We start from the raw sequence: 25,785 nt of genomic DNA on the forward strand, positions 1-25,785 counted from the left end.
GCCTGATAATACTGTTCGCCCACACCAAGGACAAACGCGATGGATCCGTCTGTGCCGTTGTTCTGGCTGAAGAAGCTGCTTGCCGCCTTTGCCCTGCCCCCCTTGCTGCCCTTGCTGCCGATCATGCTTGGTCTTGTGCTGCTCAAGCCTCACCCGCGCCTGGGACGCACACTGGCCTGGGCTGGCGTGACGCTGAACCTGCTGCTGATCACCCCCGCCAGCGTGAACTGGCTGCTCACGCAGGTCGAAGACCCGGCGCCGCTGGCAGTCGAAGCCATGGCCGATGCCGAAGCGATCGTCATCCTCGGTGCGGGCCGGCGCGAACATGCACCCGAGTTCGGCGCTGAAACGGTGAACCGCCTGGCGCTCGAACGCCTGCGCTATGGCGCACGACTGGCCCGCCTGAGCGGCTTGCCGGTGCTGGTGAGCGGTGGCGGGGGAGCGAACGAAGTGCCCGAGGCCGTGCTGATGCAGGCCACGCTGGAGCAGGATTTCGGGGTGCCGGTGCGCTGGGCGGAGAAGCGTTCACTCGACACGCGCGGGAACGCACGCCATTGTGCTGCCATCCTCGATGCAGCCGGGGTGAGACGGATCCTGCTCGTTACCCACGCCGCCCACATGCCTCGCGCCCGTGCCGAATTCGAAGCAGCAGGGCTCATCGTGCACGCTGCGCCCACTGGCTGGCTGGGCGTGTACGCGGACAAGGTCCCCGCAAACTTCCTGCTCGGAGAGCTGCCCAGCCAGAACAGTGCCTACGCCGGCTGGTTCGCCTGGCACGAGACCCTGGGACAGCTTGCCTACCGCATCTCGCGTTGAGCCGCTCAGCGACCCTGAAAACCGGGCGTGCGCTTGTCGAGAAAGGCGCTCACGCCCTCGGCGAAATCAGCCGTTGCCGCACAGCGCGCGAAGGCTTCGGCCTCGGCCTGCAGCTGCACGCCGAGCTCACTGCCGGATGACGCGCTCAACAAGCGCTTGATCTCGCCATAGGCGTGCAGCGGCCCACTCTTGAGCCGACTGACAAGTTTGTTGACTGCGGCCTCGAGCTCGGTGTCGGGCACCACACGGGTGAGCAAGCCCAGGCGCAGTGCCTCGGCAGCATCAAAACGCTCGGCCAGCAGCAGCAACTCGGCGGCCTTGCGCGCGCCGACGATGCGCGGCAGGAAATAGGACGCGCCACCATCACCCGACAGCGCGATGGCGGAATATGCGGTGGTGAACTTCGCATTGTCGGCGGCGATGACGAGGTCGCAAGCCGCCATCAGGGACAGCCCGAAGCCTGCACAGGCGCCCCGCACGCAGGCAACGATAGGCTGCGACAAACCCTGCAGAACCTCAACCGTGGGGTTGATGTGCTGCACGATCATGGCCTGGAATGCAGCCAGACGCGCTTCCGGCGCCAGCGGCAGCTGGCGCGCGAAGTCCTTGAGGTCGCCCCCCGCCATGAAGTGCTCGCCCGCGCCCTTGATGACGACCACCGTAAAGTCACTGCGCCCTGCGAGCGCGCGGGTGGTCTCGGCGAGGTCTTCCATCATCTCGACCGACAAGGCATTCAGCGCCTGCGGGCGGTTCAGGGTCAGGGTCGCGACGCCGTCGGCGACCTCAAGCAGCACGGTTCCAGCCATGGATCAATCCTCAGAAAAAATGCCCGCCCTTGCAGGCGCGGAAAGTGCGCAAAGGCAGGCATTTTGCCACGGGGCGGCACACCCCCCGCAAACCTCGAACGGACGATGCGATCAGCCGCCGAAATCATCCAGCATGATGTTCTCGTGTTCAACGCCGAGGTCGACCAAGGTCTTGATCACCGCCGAGTTCATCATGGGTGGGCCACACATGTAGAACTCGCAATCTTCCGGCGCCGGGTGGTCCTTGAGATAGTTCTCGTACAGGACGTTATGGATGAAGCCCGTATAGCCCGTCCAGTTGTCCTCGGGCAGAGGATCGGACAATGCAAGATGCCAGGTGAAGTTCGGGTTTTCTTCCTGCAGCTTGTCGAACTCCTCCACATAGAAGGCCTCGCGCATCGAGCGCGCGCCGTACCAGAACGTGATCTTGCGCTTGGAGTGCAGGCGCTTGAGCTGATCGAAGATGTGCGAGCGCATCGGCGCCATGCCCGCGCCCCCACCGACGAACACCATCTCGTTATCGGTCTGGCGCGCGAAGAATTCGCCAAACGGCCCATACACCGTGACCTTGTCACCCTTCTTGAGGTTGAACACCCAGGACGACATCTTGCCCGGCGGGATGTCGTCACGCCCTGGCGGTGGCGAGGCGACGCGGATGTTGAACTTCACCAGGCCCTTCTCGTCCGGGTAGTTCGCCATCGAGTAGGCGCGAATGGTGGTTTCGTCCACCTTCGAGACAAAGCGCCACATGTCGAACTTGTCCCAGTCGCCACGATATTCGTCCTGGATGGCGAAGTCCTTGTAGTGCACGACATGGGGCGGGCATTCAAGCTGCACGTAGCCACCGGCGCGGAACGCGACGTCCTCGCCTTCAGGCAGCCGCAGGGTGAGTTCCTTGATGAAAGTGGCAACGTTCGGGTTCGATTCGACCGTGCACTCCCACTTCTTTACGCCGAAGACTTCTTCCGGCACCTCGATCTTCATGTCCTGCTTGACCGGCGTCTGACACGCCAGACGCCAGCCTTCCTTGGCTTCGCGCCGGGTGAAGCACGACTCCTCGGTCGGCAACATCTCCCCTCCACCCTCCTCGACCACGCATTTGCACTGCGCGCAGGTGCCGCCACCGCCACAGGCAGAAGACAGGAAGATATCGTTTGCCGCCAGCGTCTGCAGCAGCTTGCCGCCCGCAGGAACGACGACGTTGCGCTCGTTATTGATATTGATGGTGACGTCACCGCTGGACACCAGCCGCGCACGCGCCATCAGGATTATGAGCACCAGCGCGAGCACGATCGCCGTGAACATGCCGATGGCGATGAAGATTTCCTGGTTGTTCATCTATTTGCCCCGCCTTTACAGCTGCACGCCGGAGAAGGACATGAAGCCCAGCGACATCAAGCCGATGGTAATGAAGGTGATACCCAGGCCCTGCAGGCCGGCGGGCACATCGCTGTACTTGAGCTTCTCGCGGATACCGGCGAGCAGCGCGATCGCCAGCGCCCAGGAGGCGCCAGAACCCACGCCATACACGGTACTCTCGGCGAGGTTGTAGTCGCGTTCGACCATGAACAGGGAGCCTGCCATGATCGCGCAGTTGACCGTGATCAGAGGCAGAAACACCCCGAGCGCGTTGTAGAGGCTGGGCACGTACTTGTCGAGCAGCATCTCGAGGATCTGCACGATCGCGGCGATCACGCCGATGTAGGACAGCAGACCGAGAAAGGACAGATCGACATCGGGCAGCCCGGCCCAGGCGAGCGCGCCGTCGCGCAGCAACCAGGTGTAGATCAGGTTGTTGGCCGGCACGGTGATGGTCTGCACCACGATCACCGCGATGCCCAGGCCGATCGCGGTCTCGACCTTCTTCGAGATGGCGATGAAGGTGCACATGCCAAGAAAGAAGGACAGCGCCATGTTCTCGATGAACACCGCACGCACGAAGAGGCTCAGATAGTGTTCCATTTCAGTAGGCCTCCTTGGTGATGACCTGCTGCGCCATCCTGAATGCCGGCTCCTCCACCTGCTCCGTGCGCCAGGTGCGCAGCGCCCAGATCAACAGACCGATGAGGAAGAAGGCCGAAGGCGGCAGCAGCAACAGCCCGTTGGGCACATACCAGCCACCATCCTTGGCCAGCGTGATGATCTCGACACCGAACAGCTTGCCGGCGCCGAACAATTCACGAATCACCCCCAGGGTGAGCAGCACGACGCTGTAGCCAAGGCCATTGCCGATGCCGTCCATGAAGGACAACCCCGGCGGGTTCTGCATGGCAAAGGCTTCGGCGCGGCCCATCACGATGCAGTTGGTGATGATGAGGCCGACGAACACCGACAACTGCTTGGCGAGGCTGAAGGCATAGGCACGCAGGATCTGATCGACGACGATCACCAGCGAGGCGATGATCACCATCTGCACGATCATGCGGATCGAGCCCGGAATCTGGCTGCGGATCATCGAGATGAACAGGTTCGAGAACGCGGTCACCAGGGTCAGCGCGATCGACATCACGAGCGCCGTCTTCAGGTTTGAGGTGACGGCAAGCGCCGAACAGATGCCGAGGATCTGCAGGCCAATCGGGTTGTTGGCGAAGATCGGGTTGAGCAGGACTTCCTTTACGCTGGGCTTGGACATGATCAGACCCCCTGGGTACGAAGTTTGGCGAGATAAGGCCCGAAGCCCTGCTCGCCGAGCCAGAATTGCAGCAGATGATCAACGCCATTACTGGTCAGCGTAGCGCCGGCAAGCGCATCCACCTGATGGCCCGCCTGCGCGCTGGAGGGATCGACGCCACCCTTGACGATCTCGATGATGGGTTTGCCGGCGTCGTCGAAGAGGGTCTTGCCCGGCCACAAGGCCTTCCACTTCGGGTTGTCCACTTCGCCGCCCAGGCCCGGCGTCTCGGCGTGCTGGTAAAAACCAAGGCCGACCACGGTATTGAGGTCGCTCTTCAAGGCGACGAAACCATGCAGCGTTGACCACAGCCCATAGCCGCGCACTGGCAGGATCAAGGCTTCGAGCTTGCCGTCCTGCTCGACCATGTACACGGTGGTGAAGCGCTCACGGCGCTTGATCAGCGCGACATCCTCCTCGCCGCTGAGCGCGTCGGACAGCTTGGGGTCTCTCGCCGCCTTGAGCGGGTCGAACAGTTTGGGATCAAAGGCGTCGCTGTATTCGCCGCTGTCGAGCTCGAGCACGCGGGCCTTGATGCGGCTGTTGTACAGATCCTTGACTTCCCGCGCGGACATCGTCGCCTCGCCGAGACCGGCGATGGCCAGAATGCTGCGCTGCTTGTCGAGCTGGCGGTTCTCGATCTGCACCGGCTTGAGCGACACCGCGGCGCCGGCAACGAAGACCGAGCTCACCAGGCTGACCGCGAGTGCCACCAGCAGGGTGCGGCTCGTCGATTCTTTCTTAGACATTACGTGCGAGCCTCCGCTTGATGTTGGCCGCGACCACGTAGTGATCGATCAGCGGCGCACACAGGTTGGCGAACAGGATGGCGAGCATGATGCCCTCGGGGAAGGCGGGGTTCACCACGCGCACAAGCACCGTCATCACACCCACGAGTGCACCGAAGATCCACTTGCCGGTATTGGTCATCGAGGCCGACACCGGGTCGGTGGCCATGAACATCATGCCGAAGGCGAAGCCGCCCATGACCAGATGCCAATGCCAGGGCACGGCAAACATCGGATTACTGTCCGAGCCGATGGCATTGAACACCAGCGCCATGCCCACCATGCCGAGGAACACGCCGGCCACGATGCGCCATGAGGCGATCTTCATCACCAGCAGCACTGCACCACCCATCAGGATCGCCAGCGTGCTGGTTTCGCCGATCGAGCCGTGAACCGTACCGAGGAAGGCGCTCATCCAGTCGATGCCGCTGCCGAGCACTGCGTCCATGCCACCGCCGGCACCGAGCGACAACATGGTCGCGCCGGTGTAGCCGTCCACCGCCGTCCACACCGCATCGCCGGATATCTGCGCCGGGTAGGCAAAGTAGAGGAAGGCGCGGCCAGTGAGCGCGGGGTTGAGAAAGTTCTTGCCGGTGCCGCCGAAGACCTCCTTGCCGATCACCACACCGAAGCTGATGCCCATCGCCACCTGCCACAAGGGAATGTCCGGCGGACAGGTGAGCGCGAACAGCACCGAGGTGACGAAGAAACCCTCATTGACTTCGTGCCTGCGCACAGACGCAAAGAGGACTTCCCAGAAGCCGCCGACAATGAAGGTGGTCAGGTAGATCGGCACGAAATAGGTCGCACCATGCAGCCAGTTGGCCCACATGCTGGCCGGATCCAGGCCCGCCAGCGCGCTGCTGAGCGCGATGCGCCAGCCGTCCTGAGCCGCCAGCAGATCCGCGCTGGCGGCGAGGATGGTGTTGGCCTGATAGCCGACGTTCCACATGCCAAAGAACATGGCGGGGAAGGTGCACAGCCACACCGTGATCATCATGCGCTTGAGATCGAGCCCATCGCGCACATGGGAGGTGCTGCGGGTGACGCTGCCCGGCTTGAACAAAGCGGTATCGATGGCTTCGTACAAGGGGTAGAGCTTCTCGTACTTGCCACCTTTTTCAAAGTGATGCTCAATGCTGTCGAGCCAGGAGCGCACGCCCATTCTCAACCCTCCTTCTCGATGCGTGTCAGGTTATCCCGCAGGATGGGACCGTATTCGTACTTGCCCGCACACACATAGGTGCACAAGGCCAGATCCTCCTCGTCCAGCTCCAGCGCGCCCAGCTTCTGCGCCATCTCGGTGTCACCAACGATGAGCGAACGCAGCAATTGCGTCGGCAGGATGTCGAGCGGCATCACTTCCTCGTAGTTACCGATAGGCACCATGGCGCGCGGGCTGCCGTTGGTGCTGGTGGTGAAGCCGAAGCGTTTTTGCGGCGAGAGCTTGGAGACATAGAGGTTCATCACCGAGTGCTTCTCTACGCCGGCGCGCAGGTAATGCAGCAGCTCGCGCTCGGTGCCTTCCTCGAGACAGGAGGCCTGCAGGTGATAGCGCCCGAGATAGGCACAGGCGCCGCGCGCGGTACGCCCACCAAACACCGAGCCGGAGATGACCCGTACTTTCTTGCCCGGCAGCAGTTCGCCCGCGGTGAGCTCATCGAGGTTGGCGCCCAGACGAGCGCGCACCAGGCGCGGCTTGTCGACCATCGGCCCCGCAATCGACACGATGCGCTCGGTCCACAACTGGCCGCTGGCGAAGAGCTTGCCCACCGCGATCACGTCCTGATAATTCAGGTACCACACCGACTTTTGTGCGTTGACCGGGTCGATAAAGTGAATGTGAGTGCCCGCCAGACCGGCCGGGTGCGGGCCGTCGAAAGTCGCGGTACTGACCTGCGCCAGACCGGAGCACGGCATCTGCGTGCCCTCTGCGTGGCACACGACGACGCGTGCGATGCGGGCCAGCACTTTCAGCCCACGGGCAAAATCGTCGCGGTAGGCGGCAATGACCACGGTCGGATCGGCTGCCAGCGGATGGCTATCGATCGCCGTGACGAAGATGGAACTCGGCGTGGAGTCGACCGCGGGGACCTTGCTGTAGGGACGCGTACGCAGTGCAGTCCACAGACCGGAGTTGATCAGATTCTCACGCACCTGACTGGCATCGAGGCGGTCGATATCGGCATCCGGGAAAGATGCAAATTCGATCGCGTCCTCCCCCTCGAGATCGATCACCACCGACTGCAGCACGCGTTGCTCGCCACGATGGACGGCACTCACGATGCCAGCACCGGGAGCGGTGAACACCACGCCCGGTGTCTTCTTGTCAGAAAAAAGCACCTCGCCCAGCTTCACACGGTCACCCACCTGGACCGACATCGTGGGCCGCATGCCGTGATAGTCGAAACCGATGACAGCGACGCTGCGCACCGGCCGTCCGGGCTCGATGCGCTGCGCCGGCGTGCCGGTGATGGGCAGATCCAGTCCGCGCCTGATTTTGATCATGCCTCTCTCGCCCAATCTCTTGTGACATTGACGGGGGGCACACGAACTCACGAAAAATGGCCTCGCAAAGATGACCGTCAGTGAGCCGGCGACACGCTCCCGCATCCATAAGCTGGGGGATTATAAAAGATTGTTACCCAGCGATCACGCCGATTGCTTGTTTTACATCGACCTGATCCGTGTTATCCACAACACGAAAACGGGGCGGAAGGAGACTTGCGTCCCTCGCCACCCCGAATACGACAAACTCCCCCACAAAACCGACAGCGAGCGCTCACATGCGCTCGAACACCCCCGCCGCCCCCATGCCAGTGCCAATGCACATGCTGATCATGCCGTAGCGCAGCCCGGGGTCGCGCTCCATTGCCGCCATCAGCGTTGCCGTACGAATCGCGCCGGTGGCGCCCAGCGGGTGACCGAGCGCGATCGCACCGCCGAGCGGATTGACCCGCGCCGGATCCATCTCGAGCTGGCGCATCACCGCCAGCGCCTGCGCCGCGAACGCCTCGTTGAGCTCGACCCAGCCCATGTCCTGCAGCGCAAGGCCCGCCCGTTTCAATGCCCGCGGAATGGCCTCGATCGGCCCGATCCCCATCACTTCAGGCGACACGCCTGCCACCGCATAGCTGACAAAGCGTGCTATCGGGCGCAGGTTGTAGCGCTTCAAGGCCACCTCGCTCATCAGCAGCACGGCGGCAGCACCGTCCGACATCTGCGAGCTGTTGCCTGCGGTGACCGATCCGCGCGCGGCGAACACCGGCCGCAGCCGGGCCAGCTTCTCGACCGACGAGTCCGCACGTGGGCCCTCGTCCTGAGCGACGCTACGTTCGGCCGTGCGCACCACGCCGCCCTCGCCCGGAACATGGCTGTTCACCACATAAGGCACGATTTCCGCGTCAAACAACCCAGCAGCACTGGCTGCGCACGCGCGCCGATGCGATTCCGCGGCGAACGCGTCCTGATCCTCGCGGCTCACCTTCCACTGTGCAGCCACCCGTTCGGCGGTCAGCCCCATGCCATAGGCAATGTCGATGTTCTCCGCGTGCGCGAAGATCTCCGGGTTGATGCTGACCTTGTTGCCCATGATCTGCGGCATCGCGCTCATGCTCTCGGTGCCCGCGGCAATCATCACGTCAGCCTCTCCGAGCCGGATGCGGCTGGCGGCATCGGCCACCGCCTGCAGGCCAGAGGCGCAAAAGCGGTTCACCGTCACTCCGGGCACGCCGTCCGCCAGGCCGGCGAGCAACAGCGCGATGCGCGCCACGTTCATGCCCTGCTCGGCCTCAGGCATGGCACAACCCGCAATCACGTCGCCGATCTCGTTCTGGTCCAGATTGGGGACCGTGGCGACGATGTCGCGCAACACCCTGGCCAGCATGTCGTCGGGGCGAACGTAGCGAAACGCGCCATTGCGACGGGCCACCGGCGTGCGCAGCGCGGCGACGATGTAGGCATCCTGAATCTGTTTGCTCATCGCTATTCTCTCCGTCAGTTACGCAGGGGCTTGCCCGTGTCGAGCATGTGCGCGATGCGCTGCTGGGTTTTCTCGCTCTTCAGCAACTCGAGAAACTGGGCACGCTCGACGTCCAGCACCCACTGCTCGCCGACGCGGCGACCAGAGTCCACTTCGCCGCCGCACAGCGCAGTCGCAGCCGCCTTGGCCACTCTATAGTCATGCGCCGAGATGAAACCGCCCTCGGCCATGTTCACCAGCATCATCTCGCAGGTTGCGATGCCGTTGCGCCCGGCCACCGTGAGCGCCGGGTTGAGCATGGGTGGTCGCCATGCCGACTCGGCCAGTGCGCGCGCACGCCTGATCGCCACGTAAAGCAACTCGTTGGCGTTGAGCACGATGTCGTCCGCTGCGCTGGCGAAACCGAGCTGCACCGCCTCCAGCGCGCTCTTGCTCGCGGTGGCCATGGCGATGGTCTGGAAGGCATTCTGGATATAGGGGAACACGTCGCCACCCGCAGCGCGCTGCGCCATCGCGTGCGCCTGCAGCGCAAACTCCTTGCTCCCGCCACCGGCGGGGATCAGACCCACGCCCGCCTCGACCAGGCCCATGTAACTCTCGAGCGCCAGGACGCGGTGTGCCGCATGCATCGCGAACTCGCAGCCGCCACCCAGCGCCATGCCCTGCACAGCCGCCACCACGGGCACCTGGGCATGCTTGATCGCCATCGAGGTACGCTGAAACCTGGCCACCATCTTGTCGAGCAGATCGAACTCGCCGGCCCGGCATGCCGCCCCCACTTGCTGCAGGTTGGCACCCACCGCGAACGGCGCCGGCTGCCAGATCACCAGGCCATCAAGATCGATCTCTGCGCGCGCGATGGCTTCGAGCATGCCGTCCATGACCTCATCACCGATCGCATGCATCTTGGAGGTGATCGAGACGATGCCGATGCGCGCATCCTGATCAGCGCGCCGCCACAGGCGCACACCGGCGTTCTCCCACAGCGTCTCGCCACGCTCGAGCGGCGCCTCGCCCAGCACGCGGTCGGGGTAGAGCTGGCGCTCATAGACCGCCAGATCGGTTCGCGGCTTGAGCAATTTTTCGGCTGCGCTGAAGGAGCCCGCAGGGCTGTGCACGCCAGCACGCTCGAACACCCAGTCCGGCAGCGGCACGTCCGACATCGCACGCCCATGCTCGACGTCTTCGCGGATCATGCCCGCCACCGCCGCCCACCCGGCGCCCTGCCAGGCTTCGAACGGGCCTTGTGCCCACGCAAAGCCCCAGCGCATGGCCAGGTCAACATCGCGCGCCGTGTCGGCAATAGCACCCAGATGAACGGCGCAGTAGTGGAACACATCGCGGAACATGGACCACAGGAACTGCGCCTGCGGATGCGGATGTGCCGCCAACTGAGCGAATTTCTCGACCGGGCTCTTGAGCTTGAGAATGTCCTCAACATCAGGAAAAACCTCGCCGCCACTATCGCGATAATCCTGCAAGGCAAGATCGAGCACCTGAATCTGCTTGCCCTGCTTGCGGTAGATGCCGGCCTTGGTCTTCTGCCCCAGCGCGCCCTTGCCGATCAGCCCCTGCAACCAGGCAGGCGACTTGAAGTAGGCATGCCAGGGGTCGTCCGCCAAGGTAGCCTGCATGGTGTCGATGACATGGGCCAGGGTGTCGAGGCCGACCACGTCCGCGGTACGAAAGGTGGCGCTCTTGGGGCGGCCGATGCGCGGCCCGGTGAGCAGGTCGACCTCGTCGAAGCTCAGCCCCAGACGCGCCGTGTGGTGCAGGACGGCCAGGATGGAGAACACACCGACGCGGTTGGCGACGAAGTTGGGCGTATCCCTGGCGCGCACGATGCTCTTGCCCAGTCGCGTCGTCAGCCAGGCCTCGAGCGCGTCCAGCATCGCCGCATCGGTGTCGGCAGTGGGGATGAGTTCCACCAGCGGCATGTAGCGCGGTGGATTGAAAAAATGGATGCCGCAAAAGCGACTGCGCCGCTCGACCGGCATGCCGGCAGCCAGCGCAGTGATGGACAGGCCCGAGGTGTTGGAGGCAAACACAGCACCGGGCTTCAGAAAGGGGGCGACCCTGGCGTAAAGGTCGAGCTTCCACTCCATCTTCTCGGCAATGGCCTCGATCACGAGCTCGCACTCACCCAGGCGCGCGAGATCGGCTTCGTAGTTGGCAGTTTCGATATATTGCGCCCGCTCCCGACTGGCGAAGGGCGCCGGATCGAGCTTGCCGATGCCCGCGAGCGCCTTGTTGGCGATGCCGTTGGGCTCGCCCTCGGGTGCGGGCAAATCGAACAGAATCACGGGCACATCGGCATTGGCGCAATGAGCAGCGATCTGCGCGCCCATGACGCCGGCACCGAGCACGGCTACTTTGCGGATGATGAGACGGCTCATACGTTTCTCCGGATGCGAAGCGGCCGGACCAGCAGGCCCGGCCGCAGCCCTCTGGGAGGATTAGAAAGCGTGGTTGACCTGGAGCGAAAAGATGTTGACCGAGGTATCGAACGAGCCTCGCACGAACTGCCCGGTTTGCGTCATGCCGAGCACGGTGCGTCGCTCGATCTTCTCCTTGTCGAAGAAGAGACGCGCGTAGCCGGCGTCTATCGAGGTCTGCTTGTTGAGCTTGTAGTTAAGGCCGAAAGCCAGCCAGGTACGATCCGAGTCAGGCAGGCGCACCGTTCGATCACTGACTGTAGTCACCGGTGACTCGTCGTACGCCATCCCCGCACGCAGGCGCAGTGCATCGGTGTACTGGTACTGCATGCCCAGCCCGACCCGGAAGCTATCCTTGAAACCCAGTCGCTCGTCGGTCAAGGTGACGCCTAAGCTGCGATGCTTCACGTCGAGACTGGGAATGGAGCTCCAGCCCATCCAGGTGTAGTCGGCCAGAATCTGCAACTTGTCGGACATCTGGTAGGCGAGCGCAATCGAAGCGGTATCGGGCAGTTCGACCGCCACTTTGGCGGGGGTCGAGCTCGGCCCGGTTTCCACCTGGCCCTCCACGTCAAGGTCGATCTTCGAGCGATAAGTCAGCGCAAGCCGGGCTTGCGGGCTGAGTTCAAAGATTGCTCCGACGTTCCAGCCCCAACCCGTATCGTCGCCAGAAAGCTTGCTCTTGACGTCGACCGTACTGGGCAACGCGCCGGTCACTGGCTGCATGCCACGCAAGTCCGCCTCGAACTTCACGTAGTTCACACCAAAACCCAGCGCGATCTTTTCATTGACGCGAAATGCCACGCTGGGGTTGAGGTTGATCGCCTTGATCTCGGAATACACACCCTGGTAACGCCCGATGAAGTCATCAGCCCACTCGGTGGCATTGCCAAAAGTGGGCGAAACACCCAGACCAACACGCAGATCCTTGTTGATCGACATCGCCCAATAAGCGGCCGGCACGGCTGAAACACCTCCCGCATTGCCGCCCTTGCTACCCAGCGCGTAGGCCGGCACAGGAGGTGCTGCGACCCTGAGCGCGTTCGACCCTCGGTCAGAAAACTCCAGCGAGCGATCAAGCACGGTCAGGGCGCCCGTTACGTGATGCCCTTCGCTCAGATACAGCATCCCTGCCGGATTGAAGAAAATCGTGCTGGCATCCTCTGCCACTGCAGCTGAGCCCGCGTAGGCGTAGCCGGTTCCTGCCCCGTTCTGATTTTGCAGCGCAAACCCCGCCGCCATCGCATGGCCTGCCGCCAGTCCAGCCGTTGCCGCAGCCATATTGACTACCAGACGCTTCATCTTCATGTCTCGCCCCCTATCCTCGTCATTGATTGCAGGTCATGCCCGCTCTGATCGAAAATACCGCCCTCGCCCTACGCTCTACTCGGCCGGCACCGGCCGCTTGCGCCCCTTGTCATCGAGTGCGACGTAAGTAAGTCGCGCCTCGGTCACCTTCACCACCACCGGGTTCTCCGGGTCACGCTCGGCAAACACCTCGACGTCAACCGTGATCGACGTCCGCCCGACCGCTGTCACCTCGGCGTAAAAGCTCACCAGATCACCAACCGACACCGGCTGCTTGAAGGTGAATGAATTCACCGCCACGGTGGTCACCCGCGAGCGCGCGCGCCGCACCGCTGGAATGGCACCGGCGATGTCCGCCATCGACATCACCCAGCCACCGAACACATCGCCGGCGGGGTTGAGGTCGGCAGGCATGGGCATGACGCGCAAGGCGGGTTGCTTGTCCTGCGGCAGCGCGGTCCTCAAGGTGGCGAGATCGCTCATCCAGGTCTCCTGTCATGTAAGTTGTCGGACACGTTCAGCCAATTCCGGGCTCAGTGCCAATTCGGGTTTTCCCGAGACTGCGGGCAAGCTGCAGGGGCCCGCCGGTGTGAGGTGCAAAGCCGGTGCCGAATATCACCCCGGCATCGGCCAGATCCGCATCGGCCACCACCGCCTCGCGCACGCAGCGTTCAGCGGCGGCCAGCAAGGGCGCCAGGATGCGATCGGCGAGCTCGGGGGCGAACGCCCCTGCCTCGCCCTTTTGCGCCTTGCCCTCCACCCAGCGGTAGTAACCTTCGCCGCTCTTGCGCCCGAGCTTGCCTTCGGCGACCAGTTTCAGCAGCCGCGGCGGCGGCTTCGCGCCCGCGCCGGCAAGCGCCTCACCGGCGGCCACCGCGATGTCGAGACCGACGGTATCGACGAGTTCGACCGGACCGATCGGCATGCCGAAACGCACCAGGGCGGCGTCGACGGTTTCGGGCGCACAGCCTTCCTCGACGCAGCGCAGGGCCTCGAGCATGTAGGGGCCAAGCACCGCATTGACCAGGAAACCGGGCGCGCTCTTCACCGGCAGCGGCAGCTTGTCGAGCGCGCGCACGAAACCGATTGCGCGGCGCAGCACCTCAGGGTCGCTGGCCTCGCCGTGCACCACCTCCACCAGCGGCAGTTGCGCCACCGGGTTGAAGAAGTGAATGCCGACCAAGCGCTGCGGCGCCTGCAGCGCGCAGGCGATATCCTCCAGGCGCAGGCTGGAGGTGTTGGTCGCGAGCACCGCGTCCGCTCTGGCGTGGCGCTCGAGCTCGGCAAACACGCTGCGCTTGGCTTCCAGATTCTCGGAGATGGCTTCGATGATCAGCTCGGCGTGCGCGACACCCTGAGCCTGGGAGTCGGGGATGAGACGATCGAGCGCAAAGCGCACGCGGCGGGCGTCGCCCTTGTAACGGCGCTCGAACAGCTTGGCCGCACGCTGGATGGCGGGCGCAATGCGCTCCACCGTCTGATCCTGCAGGGTCACGCGCATGCCACGCAACGCACACAGCGCGGCAATGTCGCCGCCCATCACGCCGGCGCCGACCACATGCACGTGCCTGGGCGAGAACGCGCCATCCTTGCCAAAGGCCTTCAGGCGCTCCTGCAGGAAGAACACCCGAAGCAGGTTTCTTGTTGTTGGCGAGGCAAACAAGGCCTCGAGCGCGGCGGGCTCACCTGCGGGCACGGCGAGCACGTTGCCGTCATATCTTTCCCAGATATCGATGATGGCGTAGGGTGCAGGATAGTTTTCGCGTACGACCTTTGCGGCGGTCTGCTTGCGCGCCTTGTCGGCAAGCTTGCCGCGCAGGGGGCCGTTGATCACGTAACGCAGGACGCATTCGGGCACGGCCAGCTTGCGTGGGGCAGCACCGGACAGCACCATGATGCGCGCGGCTGCGTCCATGACCCGCGCCGGCACGCAATCGGTGACCAGTCCCAGGCGTCTGGCTTTCCTGCCATCGACACTCTTGCCGGTCAGCATCATGTCCAGCGCCGCCATCGGGCCAATGGTGGCCGGTAGCCGCTTGATGCCGCCCCAGCCCGGAACGATGCCCAGCATGACCTCGGGCAGCGCCAGCCTGGTGCCGGGCTCATCGACGGCCAGGCGGTAACGACAGGCCAGCGCCAGTTCCAGCCCACCACCCAGACAGTGACCACGGATCAGCGCCAATGTGGGATAGCCCACCGCAGCCAGCCGATTGAGCAGACTCCAGCCACGCTCCACGAAACCGCGCGCAGCCGCGACCGAATCAAAGCTCGCGAACTCGTCAATATCCGCTCCGGCGATGAAACCGGCCCCCTTGCCCGATGCGATCACCAGCGCTGTGGGCGCGCGCGCATCGAGCGCGTCAAGCACCTGACTGAACTCCCCCAACACCTCGGAGGACAAGGTATTTGCCGCCGCACCCGCACAATCGATCTCGAGCCAGGCGAGGCCGTCATCCTCGTAGCGCAAGCGCCAGTGCTGCCATGTCTGTTGCGTGATCGGGCTCATTGCACCGTCTCCACCAGCATCGCACCGCCCTGCCCGCCGCCGATGCAGATCGACGCCAAGCCCCGCTGACCGCCAGTGCGATGCAACACATTGAGCAGATGCAGAACAATGCGCGCGCCGCTCGCTCCCACCGGATGACCGAGCGCCACCGCGCCGCCATCGACGTTGAGCCTTGCCATGTCGGGTGCACCGGGTGCGGCCTCGACGCCAAGGTGCTGGCGGCAGTAATCATCGTCATCAAAAGCGCGCAGGCAGGCGATGACCTGCGCCGCAAAAGCTTCATTCAACTCCCATACATCCAGGTCGTTCGGTGCCAGACCATGGCGCTGCAGGATGGGCATCGCGGCATGCACCGGCCCCAGGCCCATCTGCGCGGGCGCCAGCGCTGCCCATTGGCTGTCCACAATGCGTCCGCGCGGCTGCAGGCCGTGGCGCTCGACTGCCGCGGCCGAAGCCAGCACCAGCCAGGCCGCGCCATCGCTGATCTGTGAGCTGTTGCCGGGGGTGATGCGTCCGTACTTCTTGTCGAAGAAGGGTTTGAGCTTCGCCAGAGCTTCCACCGAGGAGTCGTGGCGCACGCCGTCATCGGCGGCGAATACCGTGCCGTCGCGCCCGATCAGCGGCACGATCTCATCGGCGTAGTGTCCGGCATCCTGCGCAGCCACAACACGCTGATGGCTGTGCACTGCAAACGCGTCCATCTCTGCACGGGTGATGCCGAACTTGAAGGCGAGATTCTCGGCCGTCTGCCCCATCAGCTGGCCGATCACCGGGTCAGTCAGCCCTTTCATGATGCCGACCACCGGCGCCAGATGCCTCAAGGGCAGCGACTTCAGCGCGCGCAGCTTCTGCCCCACGTTCCTGGTCGCAAACCAGTTTGCCAGCCAGCGCGTCATGGCCTCGGAGAACAACAGCGGCGCATGCGAAAGCGCATCGACGCCGCCGGCCAGCACCAGCTCCGAGCGCCCCAGGCGAATGTTGGCCACCGCAGAATCCAGCGCCTGCATGCCCGAAGCGCAGTTGCGCATCACCGTCCACCCCGGAACGGCATCCCCACAGCCCATGCGCAGCGCCACCACACGGCCGATGTTGACCTCATCGGCGGCCGGGCTGGCGCAGCCCAGGATCACTTCATCGAGTTGCTCGGGCGCGAAGGGCTGGCGCAGCAGCAGCGCCGAACCGGCGGCGGTCGCCATGTCCGCCGCGGAGAAGGGGCCAGGGCCGGTGCGAGCCTTGAGGAAAGGCGTGCGCGCACCATCAATGATGAAGACCTCGCGCGTCATGTCCTGGCCTTGGACAGCGGCGATGAATCCGGCATGTCGCACAGCGCCGCCTTGAGCTCGAAGTCGTAGGGGAAGTCATCCACACGGATGACCTTGTCGCGCAACATGTTGCGCCGCTCCACGAGCTCATACTCGTCGGCGCTGATCACCCCGGCGTCGCGCGCACGGCGCCACAGCTCATCGACATCGCCACTGGTCATCAGGCCAGGGGTGAAGGCGCCGGAACGTTGCGCCTGCTTCACCTTGCTCTCGATCGGCTCGGCAGCGATGGTCGCGAGCAGCGCGGCCTCGAGCGCCGCGACCGGCTCTTCGATGTCGGTGGGCAGATAGACGTCGGAGCTCAGTCGATCGCGCGTCGCGGACGGCGCGATGAGAAGCGCCGCCACCTTGTGGCCGAGGCGGTCCGAAGGCACGACGTAGGGCCGACCGAGCGGGAACACGACGAGGTGGCGCAGCACCAGGGCGAAGAGCTTGTTGGGGAAGTTGGCAATCACACCCTCGAAAGCGAGCTGGATGCGGAACATGCAGTCCCAGATCGCCCAGTGCATGAGCGGCGCGTCAGCCGCGCAGCGGCCCTCGGCCTCATAGCGCTTGAGCGTGGCGGTGGCGAGATACATCAGCGACAGAATGTCGCCCAGTCGCGCCGACAGCTTTTCCTTGCGCTTGAGCGCCCCACCCATGCTGCCCATCGAAACATCGGCGATGAAGGCGAAGGCGGCCGAGAAGCGGGTCAATTGCTGGTAATAACGGCGCGTCTCGCGTGCCACGCCTTGCGGTACCTTGACGAAATGCGAGCCGGTCAGCCCCATCACGATCGCACGCCCGGCATTGCTGACCGTGAAACCGACGTGATCCCACAACACGAGGTCGAAGGCGTCCTCATCGTCGCGCTGCGCCGCGTCCATTTCGGCGAGCACGAAGGGGTGGCAGCGAATGGCGCCCTGACCGAACAGGATCAGGCTGCGGGTGAGGATGTTCGCCCCCTCGACCGTAATGCCGATGGGAATCTGCTGATAGGCACGACCGAGGAAGTTCTGCGGCCCGAGGCAGATCCCCTTGCCTCCGATCACGTCCATGCCGTCGTTGACGACCTGGCGCGCACGCTCGGTGACGTGATATTTGACGATGGCCGACACCACCGACGGCTTCTCGCCCAGATCGATCGCACCCGCCGTCATCACGCGCGCGGCGTCGCACAAGTAGGTGTTGCCCCCAATGCGCGTCAAGGCCTCTTCCACACCTTCGAAGCGACCGATCGCAGTGCGGAACTGGTAACGCACGCGGGCGTAGGCCCCCACCGCACGCGCAGTCATCTTCTGCATGCCGACGTTGGCGCCCGGCAGCGAGATCGAGCGCCCGGCCGCGAGACACTCCATCAACATGCGCCAGCCCTGGCCCGCCATCTTCGGCCCGCCGATGATGAACTCGAGCGGCATGAACACGTCCGTGCCGCGCACCGGACCGTTCATCCACACCGCGTTGAGCGGCATGTGGCGACGACCGATCTCGACGCCGGGGTGGTCGTGCGGCACCAGGGCGCAGGTGATGCCGATATCCTGTTCGCCACCCAGCAGGCCGTCCGGGTCATACATCCTGAAAGCCAGCCCGAACACGGTGCACACCGGCGCCAGGGTGATGTAGCGCTTGTCGAAACTGACGCGCACGCCCAGCACTTCCTCCTCATTCCAGATGCCCTTGCACACCACGCCGGCATCCGGAATCGACGCCGCGTCCGAACCCGCCCACGGACTGGTCAGCGCAAACGCGGGGATTTCTTGCCCACTGGCCAAGCCGGGCAGGTAGCGCTGCTTCTGTTCGGGCGTGCCGTAGTGCAGCAGCAACTCGGCCGGACCAAGCGAATTGGGCACCATGACGGTGACCGCGGGGGCCGATGAGCGCGTCGACAGCTTGGTGATCACCTGTGAGTGGGCATAGGCGGAGAAGCCCTTGCCGCCGTACTCCTTGGGGATGATCATGCCCAGGAAGCCCTGGTCGCGGATGTACTCCCACACCGCCAGCGGCATGTCCTGCTTCTGGGTGCACTCCCAGTCGTTGGTGAGGCGGCACAGTTCATCGACTTCGTTATCGAGAAAAGCCTGCTCCTCTTCACTCAGCTTCGGCCAGGGGTACTTCCCGAACTTGTCCCAGTCCGGATTACCTCTGAACAGCTCTCCCTCCCACCACACCGTGCCGGCCTCGATCGCGTCCTTTTCGGTCTGCGACATACCCGGCAGCGCCTTGCGGAAGGCCTTGAAGATGGGCGCCGTCACCCACTGCCGGCGCCAGCTTTCGACCAGAAACAGACTCATCGCTCCGGCATAGAGCGCGAGCACGAAAAAGGTCAGCAGCACTGAGCCATCCGCCGCCCAGCCCATTGCCGCAATCCACACCAGACCGGTGAGCAGCCAGATAGGGAGAGGGACACGCCGATAGGCGAGCGTCACCACCAGTACGGGCAGACAAACAAGGACAATCCAGAACATCGCCATCTCCTTTGCCGGGGACTCAGCCTGCGCCGTGGATCCCGTCGTGAACATCAAACATCATGGGGCGCGGCGTCTCCGCCAGATCAGCGAGAGGCGCCCGCAGTCCGCCCAGCAGGAAGCTCATCAGCCGCGGCAACAGGCGCGCGGGGTCTTCGTCCTCATAGGGCAAACCGGCCATTGCATGCACACTCTCGATGCCCGCCATCGCGAAGGACATGGCTCCCATCATGAAATGGAAGCGCCACATGATTTCTGTCCGGGGAACCTCGGGCAGCGCACGGAACAGCGCGCCCAGGAAGCGGTCCATCACCTCGGCATATTCCTCGGCGAGAAACTGGCGCACGAAAGCATTGGGTTCGTTATAGGTGCGGCTGAGCAGACGCATGAAGGTGGCGCCGCCGTGCTCGGTATCGGCCGCCATCGCCAGGGCGGTGCCGAAAAAGGCGAAAACGATGCGGCTGGGCTTGAGAGCAGCATCGCCAGCCTGGGCCTCAAGCTGGTCCAAGGCTGCAAGCCTGGCCTCGTTGAGTGCCGTCAGCCGACGCCTGAACACCGCCTGGATGAGCGCATCCTTGCTGCCGAAGTGATAGTTCACCGCCGCCAGATTGGCTTGAGCGCTGCGGGTGATCACGCGCATCGAGGTGCCTTCAAAGCCATGCTCGACAAACAACGCCTCGGCCGCATCAAGGATGCGGTCGCGGGTTTCGGGCTGCGGCATACAGGCAACGGGACACATCTGAGCACCATTTCAAACGCCTGTTTGAATCATACGTTCTCCTTATTGCCTGTCAAGCCAGGCTTATCGAGCTGAAAGGAAAGTCCTCACGCGCAGCGCGGCAACCGGGTTCATTACGCACAGCGCAGCACATGGCCGCCGGGTGAGAAGGCCGGCGCTTCCGGAAGCCGGCAGATCTTGAGGCAGAATGGGGGCCGTTTTCGCTTCGCGAACCTTCAACACGATGCGCGCGCAGCCCGCTCCACACCAGGAAACACCATGAGACGCGCCCCCGCCGCCGCACTGCCCGGCCCCGAACCCATGGACCGCCGTGACTGGCAGACCCTGAAGAGCCTGTTTCCCTTCATCTGGGCCTACAAATGGCGGGTCATCTTCGCACTCGGCAGCCTGATCCTGGCCAAGGGCGCCAACGTGACGGTGCCCATCATCTTCAAGAACATCATTGACGATCTGTCGATGACGCGCGAGCAGGCCTTCATCCTTGTCCCTGCTGCGCTGCTGCTCGCCTACGGTGTCTTGCGCTTCTCCACCTCGCTCTTCACCGAACTGCGTGAAGTCATCTTCGCCCGCGTCACCCAGCAGGCCGTGCGCGAAATATCCCTGCGCGTCTTTCGCCGCCTGCATGCGCTGTCGCTGCGCTTTCACCTTGAACGCCAGACCGGCGGCCTGACGCGCGACATCGAACGCGGCACGCGCTCGATCGGCTCGCTGATCAGCTACACGCTGTACTCCATCCTGCCGACGCTGATCGAAATCAGCATGGTGATCGGCATCCTGCTGGCGCGCTACGACGCGGTGTTCGCCCTCATCGCGCTGAGCGCGCTGGCGATCTACGTCACCTTCACGGTGAAGATCACCAACTGGCGCACCAAGCTGCGGCGCGAGGCCAACGAGCTTGACTCGGCCGCCAATGCGCGCGCGATCGACAGCCTGATCAATTTCGAGACGGTGAAGTACTTCAACAACGAGGAGTTCGAGGCACGCCGCTACGACGAACAGCTGCAGAAATGGACTACCGCCCAGGTCACCAATCAATACTCGCTGTCCGCGCTCAACGTCGGCCAGGCCGCGATCATTGCCGTGGCCGTCACCGCCATGATGTGGCAGGCCGCCGCCCGTGTCGCGACCGGCGAGATGACCATCGGTGACATCGTGCTGGTCAACGCCTTCCTCATCCAGCTCTACATCCCGCTCAACTTCCTTGGCGTGCTGTATCGGGAGATCCGTCAGTCACTGACCGACATCGAGCGCATGTTCGGGCTCATGCACCAGCATCGTGAGATTGCCGACGCGCCCGACGCCATCAACCTGCCTGGCGGTCCGGCCAGTGTGCGTTTCGAGAACGTCAGCTTCGCCTACGATGCCAAGCGCGCCATCCTGTTCGACGTCGACTTCGAGATCCCCACCGGCAGCACGGTGGCCATCGTCGGCCACTCCGGCTCGGGCAAGTCAACGCTGGCGCGGCTGCTGTACCGCTTCTATGACGTGAGCAGCGGTGCCATCCGCATCAACGGCCACGATCTGCGCCAGCTCAGCCAGGACAGCCTGCGTGGCGCGATCGGCATCGTGCCGCAGGACACCGTGCTGTTCAACGACAGCCTGTTCTACAACATCCAGTACGGCCGCCCGAGCGCGACGCGCGAGGAAGTGGACGCTGCCGCGCGCGCCGCACAACTCGAAGACTTCATCCGCCAACTCCCCGATGGCTACGAGACGCGCGTCGGCGAGCGCGGGCTGAAGCTGTCGGGCGGAGAGAAGCAGCGCGTCGCCATTGCGCGCGCGCTGCTGAAGAACCCAGCCATCCTGATCTTCGACGAGGCCACTTCCGCGCTCGACTCCAAGACCGAGAAAGCGATCCAGGCTCAGATCGAACGCGCCGCCCAAGGACGGACGGCGCTGGTGATTGCGCACCGGCTGTCGACGATCATGGATGCGGACGAGATCATCGTCCTCGACGGTGGCCGCATCATGGAGCGCGGACGCCATGCTGCGCTGCTGGCGCAGGGCGGCACCTATGCGCAGATGTGGATGTTGCAGCAGCAGGAAGAGCAGAGCGCAAACGGGGCTGCAAGCTAGCCAGGAAATGAACAACGGCGCCGATGGCGCCGTTGTTCATTTAGCTGCGGGACTGCGATCCGGGCTCGAACTCCGGCCCGACTCAGGCCGCCTGCTTGCGGCGTCGCACGCCCACCATGCCCATGAAGGCCAGACCGGCAAGCGCGAGCGAGCCCGGCTCGGGAACACTGCCACCACCACCGTTGTTCGACTTGATCGTGCCGGTGACGCTGGCGAGTTTGAGATAGTCGTACTTCCCGCAGACTGTGTTCGAACCCGATGGGCACGTACCGAATGCCACCGCAGACCCGCTCTCGATGTCTCCGGAATTCACACCGGCGCCGGCGGAAAAGCCCCCCGCACCGATCAACCAGAAACTCGAATACGTATTCGAAAATGTTCCGGCTGTCGTCCCCAGGCTCCTGGACACCGTGCCGATGTCAGCGTAGTTCCCGACCAGAGTCCAGCCACGAGTGGTCAAGTTGGAAAACTTGCCGCCAGTAAGCGAGGTTGTCGCGGTAAGCGCACCGGAACCGGTAAAGGCCATGACGAAAATATCGGAATCCGTTTGCGTCCAGCCAGCCCTGACCGACTCGAGCCGCACCTGCTGGTCAAAACTCAGCAGGGCCACTTCAAAACCTGACTGGTTGTCCAGCGAGTGCTGACCATCCGATGAGGACTCTCCACCGACTCCGACGCCATTACCACTCCAGTAATCAACGGTGGTGCTGCCGATCAGCACGGCATTGGTGCTCGCTTTCCAGCCCGTCACCAGGGGGTTATTGGCCGGCAAGTCAGTCAAACCCCAGCTCGTCGCCGCAAACCCACCCGCCGAAGCTGCACACAGCGCCGTAGCGACTGCCATTCTGATTACGATCGATTTCATGACTCTCTCCCTGACTCAAATTGCCATTACAGCTCAAAGCAAAAATCAGGCCTGAATTAAAAATTGTTTAAAAACAATGGATTAAAAATCATGTATGACAAAATCATCGATAAGCGTCAAATTCGCCGACACTAGGGCAGCGTGGAGTACAAGGTCCGCGCCTCGCCCACCCAGGGCTCCACCGCACTGCCCTGCAGAGCCAACTGGAGCTCGGCGCGCGCTTCCTGGGCGCGCCCGAGGCGGGCGAGCACGTAGGCCAGATGCCAGCGAATTTCAGCGTTCTGCGGCGCACGCAGGCGCGCATCGCGCAGGTGGCGCATGGCCTCGTCCAGCCGCCCCGCCCGCGCCAGCGCCCAGCCCAGGGTGTCGACCATGCTCACCTCGCCGGGTGCCAGGGCCAGGGCCTGCTCTGCCGCCGCCACCGCGTCGCCCTCGCCAAGCATGAGCAGGGCATTGGCCAGATTGTTGAACACCCCAGCCCCCGCATTCCCGCCAGCAATCAGGCTTTCATATTGCTCGCGCGCCGCCTTCCAGTTGCCCTTACGCATCCACAGCTCGGCCAGCATTTCACGCGCGCGCGCATCCTCGCCCTTCTCAGCAAGCCAGTGCTCGACCAGAGGCACAGCAGCCTTGGCCTCGCCCTGCAGCACGGCAACACTGACCTGCCGCTGCAGCAGCTCGAACGAAGCCTGCTGCCTGAATGCGTCCTGATAGTGCCGTTCAGCCTCGGCATAGCGCTTGCTGCGGACCGCCACATCACCCGCCAGACGCAATCCGTTGACGCTTGCCGGATGGGCGCTGCGCAAGGCGGTGACCAAGGCTTCGACTGCCGCCGGCGCGACCGAGGCATCAAGCAAGGCGGCCTCGACCTCCAGCACCATCGCCGCCTCATCGCCCGGCCTGCCCTGCAGCGCTTTTTGCGCGGCATACGTGGCGCCAGCCGGATTCGACGCGCGCAGCTGCAGATAGCCCACTCGCAGCAGGCGTGCAACATCGAACTCGGCCTGCTTCGTCATCTCGCGCAGCGTGTGCTGGGCGCCATTGTTGTCACCGATATCGATCTGGGCTTCAGCAAGCGCAGCCAGTGCAGACAGATCCGAACTGCGCCGCAAGGCCAGGGTCCTGGCGGCGTCCAAGGCCCCCTCACGGTCGCCTGCTGCGGCCCTGATGTTGATCAACGCAAGGGCAAAACCCGTGTCCGCCGGGCGCTCGGCCACCGCCTTCTCGAACCAGCGCGCGGCCTCCGCCATGTTGCCGACGCGCTGCTCGAGAACACCGCTCTCATACATGGCCACCGCGTCGTTGCGGTTCTTCTTCAGCATCGCGGCGTAAGTCTGTCGTGCCTCGGCGAGATTTCCCTCAGCCACGGCAAGCCGGGCCAGATTGAGGCGCGCGGGGAGAAAATCGGCATTCAGTTTCAGGGCTGCGCCATACGCTGCCCTCGCTCCGACGCCATCGCCACTGGCGCTGAGCATTCCGCCCAGCAGATTCAAGACCGCCGGACTGTCCGCCAAGGCCTCACTGGCGCGCTGCGCAACCGCCACTGCGTCCTTTTTATGCCCCTGCCGCATCAGGATGTTTGCCAGCGCATTGGCGGTGATGAAGTCGGTCGGCGACTGCTCGAACGCCGCTTGCAGATCCTTGAGTGCGGCCTCGGTTTCACCCGCTCCCAGACGGCTGAAACCCAGCGCGGCCTGGGCGCCCCCATCACCCGCCTGCGCCGCCTTTTCCAGTAATTCACTTGCCCGACCGTAACGCCGCTGCGCCAGATTCACCCGCCCCAGCAGTTGCAGGGCCTGGGCATCTTCCGGCTGCAGGCGCAGGACGAACTCGAGCAGCCCGGTTGCACGCGCGTAGTCGCGCTGATCGAGATAGATCGAGGCCAGCAATTTGCGCGCGCCGAGATTGTTCGGGTAGCGCGCAACCGCCGCCTCCAGATATCGCTGCGCCTTCTCGAACTGGCGTCCGGCGTGGTGCGCCAGACCGCCCACCATCAGCAACTGCTCATGCCCCGCCACCCATCCGATCGGCAAGGCATCCACCAAGCCAGCGGCCTCTGCAAGGTACTTGGCGGACGCCGCCGCATCACCCTGGCGCTCGGCAATCAAGGCCAGCAGATAGGCGGCTCTGGGCTCGACCGCTCCACCCTGGGTGGGTGCCAGCACGGCACGCGCTTCGTCATTGCGGCCCAGGTCAACGAGGATGCCGGCACGCGCAACCAGTGCATCGACCAGCCCCGGATCAAGCTCGAGCGCACGCTCGTAATCCTGCAGTGCGCTGGCCAGCTCACCGCGCGCATGCGCAACCGAGCCGCGGGCATTGAAGGCAGGGGCAAAGTCGGCGTCATTGCGCACCGCCAGCTCGGCGCGCTCCCATGCCAGATCGAGCTTGCCGCCGGCGATCAGCATCGGCACTTCGGCAGCCAGAGGGATGGGCGATGCGGGGTCGAGCGCGCGGGCCTGAGCGAAGCTGCTTTCCGCCTCGGCACCTTGTCCCAGCGCAACATGAGCCGCCCCGCGCAGGGTCAGCACCTGCAATTGCTCGGCCCCTTGCAGACCCTCAGCCGGAATCGATTCCAGCAAGACCTTGGGCCGCCCTTGCAAGAGGTAGATGCGCGCCATCGGCACCGCCACTTCGGCACGACTCACCCCGAGCCGCAGCGCTTCGCGAAACGTCACCTCGGCGGGGCCCACATCCCCGTCGCGCAGATAGGCCTGCGCCAGCAGCAGCTGAGCGGCGAGCATGTTGCGATCTTCCTGCAGCGCGTTCTTGAGCTGAATGATCGCACCGGCGAGATCCTGCTGCCCAAAGCGCTGCAGTCCATCTTCATAGTAACGGCTGGCGGCAGCCGGATCGGCCTGCGCCGACGCGCTCGAGAGCAGGTAGACAAACCCAAGGGCGAAGCTGCGGACAAGCGGACGGAGAGCGCGTTTCATGGCGGACTGAACCTGTTCTGGCGAGCTGAAAGTGTAGCCAGGAGCGCGCAAGCGACTTGTGAAATACGTCATTATCAACACGAACAACACC

General features: G+C 64.1%; 19 protein-coding genes. 2 read left to right on the forward strand and 17 right to left on the reverse strand.

Annotation, left to right across the window (positions count from 1 at the left end; translation table 11 throughout):
- Positions 1 to 39 precede the first annotated feature (39 nt).
- Positions 40 to 816: a YdcF family protein gene (locus M622_RS20945; protein ID WP_021247491.1), complete on the forward strand. Its 777-nt coding sequence runs from the start codon at positions 40 to 42 to the stop codon at positions 814 to 816.
- 5 nt (positions 817 to 821) lie between these two features.
- On the opposite strand, the gene M622_RS20950 is transcribed toward M622_RS20945, so the two are convergent.
- From M622_RS20950 to M622_RS21020, 15 genes are all read right to left on the reverse strand, one after another.
- Positions 822 to 1,622 carry an enoyl-CoA hydratase gene (locus M622_RS20950; protein WP_021247492.1) on the reverse strand — a complete coding sequence of 267 codons (801 nt, stop codon included), beginning with the start codon at positions 1,620 to 1,622 and terminating at the stop codon, positions 822 to 824.
- Between the two features lie 111 nt (positions 1,623 to 1,733).
- A complete protein-coding gene (nqrF, locus tag M622_RS20955; RefSeq protein WP_021247493.1) occupies positions 1,734 to 2,960 on the reverse strand; it encodes an NADH:ubiquinone reductase (Na(+)-transporting) subunit F in 1,227 nt (408 codons plus the stop codon).
- A gap of 15 nt (positions 2,961 to 2,975) precedes the next feature.
- Complete coding sequence (nqrE, locus tag M622_RS20960) at positions 2,976 to 3,584, reverse strand: NADH:ubiquinone reductase (Na(+)-transporting) subunit E (RefSeq protein ID WP_021247494.1); 609 nt, start codon at positions 3,582 to 3,584, stop codon at positions 2,976 to 2,978.
- A 1-nt stretch (position 3,585) separates the two neighbouring features.
- The gene (locus tag M622_RS20965; RefSeq protein ID WP_021247495.1) at positions 3,586 to 4,254 is read right to left on the reverse strand and encodes an NADH:ubiquinone reductase (Na(+)-transporting) subunit D; all 669 of its coding nucleotides are present in this window, start codon (positions 4,252 to 4,254) and stop codon (positions 3,586 to 3,588) included.
- A gap of 2 nt (positions 4,255 to 4,256) precedes the next feature.
- The gene (locus M622_RS20970; protein ID WP_021247496.1) at positions 4,257 to 5,042 is read right to left on the reverse strand and encodes a Na(+)-translocating NADH-quinone reductase subunit C; all 786 of its coding nucleotides are present in this window, start codon (positions 5,040 to 5,042) and stop codon (positions 4,257 to 4,259) included.
- Entirely contained in the window at positions 5,035 to 6,246 is a 1,212-nt protein-coding gene (locus M622_RS20975; protein WP_021247497.1) for an NADH:ubiquinone reductase (Na(+)-transporting) subunit B, read from the reverse strand. The genes M622_RS20970 and M622_RS20975 overlap by 8 nt, the downstream gene beginning before the upstream one ends.
- Positions 6,247 to 6,248: 2 nt before the next feature.
- On the reverse strand, positions 6,249 to 7,589 hold the full coding sequence (locus M622_RS20980; RefSeq protein WP_021247498.1) for a Na(+)-translocating NADH-quinone reductase subunit A: 1,341 nt from the start codon (positions 7,587 to 7,589) through the stop codon (positions 6,249 to 6,251).
- A 274-nt stretch (positions 7,590 to 7,863) separates the two neighbouring features.
- Complete coding sequence (locus M622_RS20985; protein WP_021247499.1) at positions 7,864 to 9,063, reverse strand: acetyl-CoA C-acyltransferase; 1,200 nt, start codon at positions 9,061 to 9,063, stop codon at positions 7,864 to 7,866.
- Positions 9,064 to 9,077: 14 nt separating this feature from the next.
- Positions 9,078 to 11,459 (reverse strand): 3-hydroxyacyl-CoA dehydrogenase/enoyl-CoA hydratase family protein, encoded by a 2,382-nt coding sequence (locus M622_RS20990; RefSeq protein WP_021247500.1) that lies wholly within the window; start codon positions 11,457 to 11,459, stop codon positions 9,078 to 9,080.
- 60 nt (positions 11,460 to 11,519) lie between these two features.
- Complete coding sequence (locus M622_RS20995) at positions 11,520 to 12,806, reverse strand: OmpP1/FadL family transporter (protein ID WP_021247501.1); 1,287 nt, start codon at positions 12,804 to 12,806, stop codon at positions 11,520 to 11,522.
- A 75-nt stretch (positions 12,807 to 12,881) separates the two neighbouring features.
- A complete protein-coding gene (locus M622_RS21000; protein ID WP_021247502.1) occupies positions 12,882 to 13,289 on the reverse strand; it encodes an acyl-CoA thioesterase in 408 nt (135 codons plus the stop codon).
- A gap of 34 nt (positions 13,290 to 13,323) precedes the next feature.
- Positions 13,324 to 15,312: a 3-hydroxyacyl-CoA dehydrogenase NAD-binding domain-containing protein gene (locus M622_RS21005; RefSeq protein WP_021247503.1), complete on the reverse strand. Its 1,989-nt coding sequence runs from the start codon at positions 15,310 to 15,312 to the stop codon at positions 13,324 to 13,326.
- The gene (locus tag M622_RS21010; protein ID WP_021247504.1) at positions 15,309 to 16,595 is read right to left on the reverse strand and encodes an acetyl-CoA C-acetyltransferase; all 1,287 of its coding nucleotides are present in this window, start codon (positions 16,593 to 16,595) and stop codon (positions 15,309 to 15,311) included. Before M622_RS21010 ends, M622_RS21005 begins: the two co-directional genes overlap by 4 nt.
- A complete protein-coding gene (locus M622_RS21015) occupies positions 16,592 to 19,078 on the reverse strand; it encodes an acyl-CoA dehydrogenase (RefSeq protein WP_021247505.1) in 2,487 nt (828 codons plus the stop codon). Before M622_RS21015 ends, M622_RS21010 begins: the two co-directional genes overlap by 4 nt.
- A 22-nt stretch (positions 19,079 to 19,100) precedes the next feature.
- Positions 19,101 to 19,799 (reverse strand): TetR/AcrR family transcriptional regulator, encoded by a 699-nt coding sequence (locus M622_RS21020; RefSeq protein ID WP_021247506.1) that lies wholly within the window; start codon positions 19,797 to 19,799, stop codon positions 19,101 to 19,103.
- 276 nt (positions 19,800 to 20,075) lie between these two features.
- On the opposite strand from M622_RS21020, the gene M622_RS21025 reads away from it, so the two are divergent.
- Entirely contained in the window at positions 20,076 to 21,893 is a 1,818-nt protein-coding gene (locus M622_RS21025; RefSeq protein ID WP_021247507.1) for an ABCB family ABC transporter ATP-binding protein/permease, read from the forward strand.
- Positions 21,894 to 21,975: 82 nt separating this feature from the next.
- Here M622_RS21025 and M622_RS21030 read toward each other — a convergent pair whose 3' ends face one another.
- The gene (locus M622_RS21030) at positions 21,976 to 22,758 is read right to left on the reverse strand and encodes a PEP-CTERM sorting domain-containing protein (RefSeq protein WP_031345995.1); all 783 of its coding nucleotides are present in this window, start codon (positions 22,756 to 22,758) and stop codon (positions 21,976 to 21,978) included.
- 131 nt (positions 22,759 to 22,889) lie between these two features.
- Positions 22,890 to 25,694 (reverse strand): XrtA/PEP-CTERM system TPR-repeat protein PrsT, encoded by a 2,805-nt coding sequence (prsT, locus tag M622_RS21035; RefSeq protein ID WP_021247509.1) that lies wholly within the window; start codon positions 25,692 to 25,694, stop codon positions 22,890 to 22,892.
- Between the last annotated feature and the right edge of the window lie 91 nt (positions 25,695 to 25,785).

It is taken from the genome of Thauera terpenica 58Eu (genome assembly GCF_000443165.1).
In the GTDB taxonomy this organism is placed as follows: Bacteria; Pseudomonadota; Gammaproteobacteria; order Burkholderiales; family Rhodocyclaceae; genus Thauera; species Thauera terpenica.

Coding starts and splice junctions, on each gene's coding strand:
- M622_RS20945 (WP_021247491.1), top strand. CDS start 40: ATGGATCCGTCTGTGCCGTTGTTCTGGCTGAAGAAGCTGCTTGCCGCC.
- M622_RS20950 (WP_021247492.1), bottom strand. CDS start 1,622: ATGGCTGGAACCGTGCTGCTTGAGGTCGCCGACGGCGTCGCGACCCTG.
- nqrF (WP_021247493.1), bottom strand. CDS start 2,960: ATGAACAACCAGGAAATCTTCATCGCCATCGGCATGTTCACGGCGATC.
- nqrE (WP_021247494.1), bottom strand. CDS start 3,584: ATGGAACACTATCTGAGCCTCTTCGTGCGTGCGGTGTTCATCGAGAAC.
- M622_RS20965 (WP_021247495.1), bottom strand. CDS start 4,254: ATGTCCAAGCCCAGCGTAAAGGAAGTCCTGCTCAACCCGATCTTCGCC.
- M622_RS20970 (WP_021247496.1), bottom strand. CDS start 5,042: ATGTCTAAGAAAGAATCGACGAGCCGCACCCTGCTGGTGGCACTCGCG.
- M622_RS20975 (WP_021247497.1), bottom strand. CDS start 6,246: ATGGGCGTGCGCTCCTGGCTCGACAGCATTGAGCATCACTTTGAAAAA.
- M622_RS20980 (WP_021247498.1), bottom strand. CDS start 7,589: ATGATCAAAATCAGGCGCGGACTGGATCTGCCCATCACCGGCACGCCG.
- M622_RS20985 (WP_021247499.1), bottom strand. CDS start 9,063: ATGAGCAAACAGATTCAGGATGCCTACATCGTCGCCGCGCTGCGCACG.
- M622_RS20990 (WP_021247500.1), bottom strand. CDS start 11,459: ATGAGCCGTCTCATCATCCGCAAAGTAGCCGTGCTCGGTGCCGGCGTC.
- M622_RS20995 (WP_021247501.1), bottom strand. CDS start 12,806: ATGAAGATGAAGCGTCTGGTAGTCAATATGGCTGCGGCAACGGCTGGA.
- M622_RS21000 (WP_021247502.1), bottom strand. CDS start 13,289: ATGAGCGATCTCGCCACCTTGAGGACCGCGCTGCCGCAGGACAAGCAA.
- M622_RS21005 (WP_021247503.1), bottom strand. CDS start 15,312: ATGAGCCCGATCACGCAACAGACATGGCAGCACTGGCGCTTGCGCTAC.
- M622_RS21010 (WP_021247504.1), bottom strand. CDS start 16,595: ATGACGCGCGAGGTCTTCATCATTGATGGTGCGCGCACGCCTTTCCTC.
- M622_RS21015 (WP_021247505.1), bottom strand. CDS start 19,078: ATGTTCTGGATTGTCCTTGTTTGTCTGCCCGTACTGGTGGTGACGCTC.
- M622_RS21020 (WP_021247506.1), bottom strand. CDS start 19,799: ATGCCGCAGCCCGAAACCCGCGACCGCATCCTTGATGCGGCCGAGGCG.
- M622_RS21025 (WP_021247507.1), top strand. CDS start 20,076: ATGAGACGCGCCCCCGCCGCCGCACTGCCCGGCCCCGAACCCATGGAC.
- M622_RS21030 (WP_031345995.1), bottom strand. CDS start 22,758: ATGAAATCGATCGTAATCAGAATGGCAGTCGCTACGGCGCTGTGTGCA.
- prsT (WP_021247509.1), bottom strand. CDS start 25,694: ATGAAACGCGCTCTCCGTCCGCTTGTCCGCAGCTTCGCCCTTGGGTTT.